The 7,888-nt window shown below is 30.6% G+C and carries 4 protein-coding genes; all 4 read right to left on the bottom strand.

The annotated features are described in order from the left end of the window. Nucleotides 1-98: 98 nt before the first annotated feature. Nucleotides 99-335, bottom strand: coding sequence for a MobA/MobL family protein (locus H612_RS0108415; RefSeq protein ID WP_027131031.1), 237 nt, complete (start codon nucleotides 333-335; stop codon nucleotides 99-101). 166 nt (nucleotides 336-501) lie between these two features. After that, entirely contained in the window at nucleotides 502-2,913 is a 2,412-nt protein-coding gene (locus H612_RS0108410; RefSeq protein WP_027131030.1) for an SA1320 family protein, read from the bottom strand. 17 nt (nucleotides 2,914-2,930) lie between these two features. Then, the gene (locus tag H612_RS09425; protein ID WP_035500546.1) at nucleotides 2,931-3,314 is read right to left on the bottom strand and encodes a DUF1310 family protein; all 384 of its coding nucleotides are present in this window, start codon (nucleotides 3,312-3,314) and stop codon (nucleotides 2,931-2,933) included. Nucleotides 3,315-3,486: 172 nt separating this feature from the next. After that, entirely contained in the window at nucleotides 3,487-7,887 is a 4,401-nt protein-coding gene (gene essC, locus H612_RS0108400; protein ID WP_027131029.1) for a type VII secretion protein EssC, read from the bottom strand. Nucleotide 7,888 lies beyond the last annotated feature (1 nt).

Here is a 7,888-nt window from a genome sequence, read left to right as displayed (position 1 = left end):
TTTTCGCTTTCATTATATCATATTTTCCCCTCTTAAGTATCTTAAATACAAAAAAATAAGATTTATTTAGCACTGTTTTTTCTTTTCTTTAAACACTATTAAACTTGTCCCTGTTCTTTTATCGTAAGCGTCTTTTCCATAAGACAGAACGATTTACAAATTCCTGTGATGCATTTAATTTCTGTATGAGCTATTCCACCTTTTCTTGTAAAATCACGGACTACTCCGTCATACTCATTCTTTATTTTTTCGCCACTTCGATAGGCGAAAGCTGCTACTGCACTTTTACCTTTACTTGTTGAAATGATTTTTATGCAAAGATGATATATCGCCATAAGATAAGATCTCCTTTCTTTTTCTGATATGGGTGGTGGCGATGGGTAAGACTTCCTAAAAAAATCGAATTTCTTTTTACCCAATCTCTTTGGGAAGTACACAAGGGGTAGGAAATTTATTTCCGTTGCATAATATAAAAGGAAAAAAAGAGTAAAAACTTTGTTCTTACTCTTCTCCATTATTGCCAAAACACTTTTCTATTAATTCTGATATATGTGAAGCCATAATTCCCATTTCCTGCATTCGCCCATCTAACGCTTCTATTGATTTTCCTTTATTTTGTTTTAGGACGGTTGAAAAATTTAATGCTTGCAGATAAATTTTATTCATCAATGTTGCTATCACCTTTTGTCCAGTTATTACACTTGATATTGTAGTATAGTTATATATCGCCTCTTCTAAATACACTCTTAGTTGCGTCTTCAGTGTTGGTAATGTTTGTGCCGCATGATCTATTGTTCTTATTGTTTCTTGATAATGTTCTTCTATATTGTCTACGAAATTAGTTACATCTCTTATTGTACTTGATACTTCTATACTTTCTTCTATCGTTCTATAATAATGTATTTCATCATCGTTTTCTTTTTTATTTTTATAATAAATTCCTGTTGGAAAATCCGCTATCGTAGCATCTGCTGCTGTCTGAGTATCTTTTAAGTCGGTATGTGTATTTCTACTCTTATTTTTTGCGATAGATAAATAATTTGAAAATTCTTTAACCATTTTATCTGATAATGCTTTTGTAGTATCATCTACTTGCTTATCAAATGCTTGCAAAACTGATAAATCATCAAATACCCCTGATTTTTCTACAAAAGTGTTAAAATCTTTAGGTACTTCTTCTACTTTGTAATTACCTAAAACATCTTGATTATTTTTCCAGTTTTGTTCTATTGTAGCATCGTTTTGTTTATGACTATTAGCCAAGGTATCTACACTTTGTTTCATACTCTGTATGCATTTTTCCATATTATCTATATTTGTTTTTTCTACTTTTATAACTTCTCCTAGAGGATTAGCTATTCCATCTTCAAAGTTTGCCCTAATGTTTTGCCCCTTGAATGTTTCATCAATAGATTTTTTAAAACTATTTATTAGCTGTTCTCCCTTTTTAGCAATCATCGTTCTAACTGGAATTGTGATTATCACAGGCACTCTACTCGCACACATAGGGTACTGTTTTGAATTTAAATTTTGTATTGTTTTAAATACAACCACCTTTAATCTTTGTAATTTTCTTTCTACATCACCGTAATCCCAATGGGTTCCATTTTGATAACACCAGTTTCTAGAACCACTCGCTCCAAACCAATCAAACTGTCGTGAAAATTGAAATGTACCATAAGTTATCAATGTATTGAATAGCTTTTTATTTTCTTCTATATTGGAATAAAATCCGTCTAAATTTTTAATACTTTTTATTAGATTTATTTGTTCCAGATAATTCACTATTGATTCTTCTAATTTTTGTGTTCTATTTTGTTTACGTGTTTCGACATCTTTGTTAGTCTCTTCTGATTTCTTTAATAACTCTTTTATTTGTGCTATATCATTTAGTAAATTACCTAAATTTGCTGATAACGTTGATAGTGTAAAATAGTTTATTACTATCTCTCCTGTACTTGTATTATATGGAATTAACGGGCTTGCTGCTAGTTTGTTACCGTCAAAACTAGCATCTAATTTTCCATCTTGATCCACATCTACCATTAAACTATTTTCTTTTTTTATCAGTTCTGCATATTTTTGACTTCTTGCTATTTTTTCTAACATAGCTATTTCTTTTGGTTTATTCCACACTTTTACTCTATTACCATCTTTATCTATTAAATTCCCTTCTTCGTCAAAATCATAACCACCCCATATATGTTGCTTAGCAAAGTCCGAAAGATTCTTACCTTCAAATTTATATACCTGCCCCACTGTTCCATATCCTTTTTCATATGCGAATCCTATAAAATCTTTTGAATCAACGTAATTATGAATTTTGGAATATAAGGCACTCACATTTAATTTTTGATTATATGAAAGAAGACTATAAATATTAGGTCCATTATAAATATACGCTGAGTTTATTCTTTCGTAATCTGTTACATTAGCAAGAGCGTACTGTGCATCCATAGACCCCAATGAATGCCCATATACATTTACCTTAGCATTAGGATATTTTTCCATTATTTCTTTTAAGTATTCAGATGATGCTTCGAGTTGCCCTGTTACTCCTCGTTCTCCTAATGATATTCTTTTAAATAATGGTAAATCATTTCCTAACCAGTCTTTTACTGCATCTTTCCATTTTCCATCTGATATATCAGTGGGGCTTGTTGATCCTCTGTATAACACTGTTATTTCTTTTACTTTTGCTCGTTCGCTAAGAGGGGCATCAGGACTTACCGCTTCCTCCCCTGATTCTTTTTTTGTATATGTATATATTTGTTCACCATTATTGCTTCGGTTGTTGTTTATATCAGATAAGGTACCATAGTATTTACCGTTTACATCCGCTTGAAATCCAATACTATTATCATCATATTCACGCTTTGCAATTTCAACATTCTCTTTATCTGTATATTTCATGAAGTATGCACCTCTCTTCACTTATTAGTTCCTTTGATTTCTTGAGCTAGTTCGGGTGAAATAGCTTTTGAGTTTATTTCATACCCCTTACTTGATGGATACTTTTCTAGTGTTGTATTTATTACCTTTTTAACATCTTCATTAACTATAATCCTTATATTTATCCCACCCATAGGATTTTTTTTAGTGTAGCTGTCATCTATTTTATAACTTTTTATTTTCCCTTCCGAGGTCAAGGCTTTTTCATCTAACACCTTTAACATTTTTTCTATTGCTGCTTTCCCTTCTTCACTTTTTACTATTGTTTCTACTTGTCTATTATCCATATATATTTTTCCTCCTATTAACAATCCTACTACTATTGCACTTCCTAATATTCCTATTATTATTTTCTTTAGCACCTTTTCACATCTCCTTTAAGCAAACTTTTTCCTTTCCTTTTATATTATTTTATACTATCATTTTTATTTTATCAACTCTTATCTTTATTTCATATTTTTTATGCTATGTTTGCTATTCATAAAAAGAGGCTAATCTTTCTGTTTCAAAGAAAGATTAGCCTTTTCCCATTTTTTACTCGTTGATTTTTTCTATTATTTGTACACTATCATATGTTTGTGGTGTTAAAATATATCCTTCATTAGGTTTTAGATATGGTTCATTTGCTATATACGGGTATCGAGTATGATCTTGATCTGTAATTCTTATTCCTATATAAACTTGCTCCACTAATTGTTTAATTTGTTTTACTAACATATCATAATTACCTACTAAATCTTGATAATGTCCTACAAATAACAGTGTTATTCCATATTTACTACCTTCTTTAACTAATAATTTAAAATCTTGTTCAGAAATTCTAGCCTCTCTATAGACAGATACAATATCTGGAATTATTACTAGATAATTTGAGTACCATTCTCTTGGATTTTCTATGCGTTGTTTTAACTCAAATACAATATTATTCATCTCATTTTCTATTTCTAATGGATCTATTAATCTTTGGGCATTTTTTAATTGATCTGTTCCTATTTTTTCAACTGGATCAAATAATATCGCTTTATAATTTTTTCCAAAACGCTCTATATTATAATCGAGTAAACTATAATAATTTAATACTGATAAAGGATTGTCTGACGTAATCATAATTGATTTATCTAATAAAAATGTAGCTACCTCCGCTGTTTCTCGGTATAAACCTAAAATAAATTTCTTACTTAACTCTATACCACTAAACCTTTCCTCAATAACTTTGAAAGTAATTTTTTCCGGAAGCATAGGGATGGGTTTTGGCATTTGTCCACTCCAATAATCCCTCATCTCTTTTACCTCTTCTGTTACCTGATTTATGTAATTTGCATAACTTTTTATTTTATATGGTTGTACCACCTGGAAATAGGTAATCTCATCAAATTTTGTTACCGCTCGTCCTTTTATCTCATCTAAATGAATATTAGAACGTCCCACTACTGCTGACAAATCACTTTTATCGAATAAGAAGAGTGATATTTTTGTTTTAAAGTTAGCTTGTAATTGTAATCTCATCGCATTTATACGTGAAAGTGTAGTTACTATATATATACCTAATGAAGCACCATCACGTGCAATTATATTCAAAGTTTCATAGAAGGCTTCACTAAATTTACTATCTACCATTCCATCAAAACTATCTACTACAACAAATATTGATGGAATTTTTTCTTTGGAAATTTGATTGTATTGCTTCAAATTGGTTGCTTTTTCTTTTCCTAATATTTTTTTACGCCTTCTTACTTCAGCATTTAAACGACGCAATGATTTCATAATCTTCTCAAATTCATCTAATGTGAAATAATCTGCTACGTGTGGAAAATCACTCAACGATACAAGACCGCTCGTTCCAAAATCATATAAATACAAATGTACTTCTTCTGGGTTTTTCTTTCTCATAATATCTACTGCAAAATTTTGTAAAAATGTTGATTTACCAAATCCTGGACTAGATACTAACATAATGTGCCCTGTATGCTCAATATCAAAATACAACGGAGATTGTTCTTGTTTTTCTGGAATGTCTTGATATCCCACTAAAATATTAAGTTCATCTTTATTCTGATTCCAATATTTTTTAAAATCATTATTTTGTAAATCATCACTATAAATATTTTCTTCTAATGGAGGGAGCCAAGGGCTAGCTACTTTTGGTAAACCTATTTTCTTAAAAATAGATTTTGTCTCAGAAACGACAACATCTAGTTCGGTTGGTATAGTTTTTACTTCTTTTACTCTGGACAATCCACTTAAATCTTTATTTATCGGATTATACTGTCCATTTCCCTTGATTTCATACACAATCAAGTCTCTATTACTACTATTATTTTTATCTATATTGTAATCAGCACCACTCCATGCACTCTGGAATAATTCATAAATTTCATTATTACCTACTTGCAAATACGCTCGCCCTGTTTGAGTTATATTGGCTGCATCTGGAGTTTTTATAATTTCTCTAGAATCGGCTACATCTTGAACCTTAAGAGCTATCTTAAATTTTGAATTCGACCAGATTTGATCATTAACCACTCCGCTTGGTTTTTGAGTCGCCAGTATTAAATGTATCCCTAAAGAACGTCCTATACGTGCAGTAGAAATTAACTCTTGCATAAAATCAGGTTGTTCTTGTTTTAACTCTGCAAATTCATCACTTATTATGAATAAATGTGGTAATGGCTCCTCTGCGTTACCTTGTTTGTATAATTTAGTATATTGATTAATATGATTAACATCATGCTCAGAAAATATACGTTGGCGTTTTTTTAACTCCGCTTTTATAGAAATCAGTGCTCTCTCCGCTTGGTTAGCATCCAGGTTCGTTATCGTTCCTACTAGGTGAGGTAATTCGGAAAACAGATTAGCCATACCTCCCCCTTTGTAGTCTATTAACAAGAAAGCTATTTCATATGGATGATAATTAACCGCTAACGATAAAATATAAGATTGGATTAGTTCTGACTTACCCGAGCCTGTTGTCCCCGCTATAAGTCCATGAGGACCATGAGCTTTTTCATGCAAATTCAGATATAATAAATCATCACGTCCTCTTATTCCTAACGGTACTGCCATAGTTTGATATGTTTCATTTTGTTCCCAACGGTTTAAAATATTTAAATCCTCTACTGTTTTCGCTCCATACATTTCTAAAAATGTTATAGAATTAGGTATAGAATTTCTCAAGGTTTCCTCGTGATTAATCCCCGCCAAGTTTCTTGCAAACCTCTCCTTATCTACCGTACTTATCGCTGGCAGTGGAATAAACTGCTTATCCTCAAATTCTCCTTTATGTAAAATCAATATCCCTTTTTTATCACTTCTGTAATCTACTACTGTTTTTACATGTTCGGGTAGACTTTCTATCACTTCTTCAACAAAAATAAAACTAATACCTAGCTGTGTTAAATCTTCATGGATATACTCCATAATGTTGTGATCTAACAACAAACTTAAATCTGTAATAATTAATACATAATGTGGAGTATATAGCTTTTCTTTACTCTTATCTGTTGTTTGTGAAAAGTCTAATTTTCTTTCCTTTATTATTTGATATAGTGACGTAAGCAACTGATCACGAGTTTTTTGATTATATATAAAACCTCTACTATTAAATGCTTTTATTTTTATATGAGGTAACCACCTGCTCCAATTCCAAAGCGACAACTCCTCTTCTCGAAAAATTGGAATAAACTGAACATCATGGTAACTTTGGAATACCGCTATTTGCATCATTAACTGTTGAACTTGTTCTATAGCGACTTTTCTCGTGCCTATATAACCTGTTGGGACATGAATATCATTTTTTATAGGTACATTAGATATATATTGATAATGATCTAATAGTTCATTTATATCCTTTAATATCTCCTCTTTTACCTTTGATGTTTCTGATTTACTATATTCAACCGAAAAACTTGATCTTATCTCACCTTTTCCTAACTTATATGTTAAAAAATCAAAATAGTATGGTGTTTTTTCGTATATCCTTCTATCTACTTTTTTGGGCATAGCCAAAATTCTATCCATTTCTGGATAATGATATTCTAAAGATTGCTTTTGTTCTTCCTTATAATTTTCTAACTCTATGTACTTTTCTTCTAAATAGTCCTTATAGTCTTTAACTTTTTTTATTTCTCTTTCTTTAAACCTCTTTTTATCTGCTATATATCCTTGAATAGATGTAATAATCGTAACAGTAGACATACCAAACATCATTATCATCATCGCTCCACTAGATGAATACATATACATCAAAATAGTAAAAAATATCATTGCTGCCGGCATCAAAAGCAACCTCAACAGTGATTGTTTTGGCTCTTCTTCTTCCGTAGGAGGAGTTCCTATTATTACTTTATCCGAAGGTTCACGCAAAATGATACGTGGCGAACGATGAAATTCTTTCGCTCTATCTTCTTCTTTCTCATTCTCACTAAATGATATCAATCTTGATTTTATTTCAAAGTTACTAGCCAGCTCCAAAATTCCATTAAGTATTTTTATACTTATCCCTTCTGGAAAAATAATATCATCATGCTCTTTTAAAACTACTTTTCCACTCACTTTCTGTCCATTTAGATAAAAAGCTGCATCAGCAACAATTTTAATTTCATCTTCGTAGTTCAATAAAATATTTAATTCACTATTTTTTAAATAAATATCAGAATCTTCTTTTGAACCTATGAAAATATTTCCTTTATTCAAAAGATAATATTGTTCTTTATTTAATATAACTAATTTTAAGGTGATTATCCCTAATTTTATATCATGCACACCTTGATAATATTCTTTATTATCAAAGGCTACCAAATCATTCGTTATCTTCACGTCTATCGTTTGTAGCAAGTCTTCTAAATTGATATCACATTCACTTGTATTTCCTAAACGATAACGTCTATTAGGATAAAGAGCATAATTCTTATCATCATAAATAATATAAATCTTCATT

The sequence above is a fragment of the Gemella cuniculi DSM 15828 genome (assembly GCF_000425665.1).
In the GTDB taxonomy this organism is placed as follows: domain Bacteria; phylum Bacillota; class Bacilli; order Staphylococcales; family Gemellaceae; genus Gemella; species Gemella cuniculi.
This window is presented reverse-complemented; position numbering and strand designations above follow the sequence as displayed.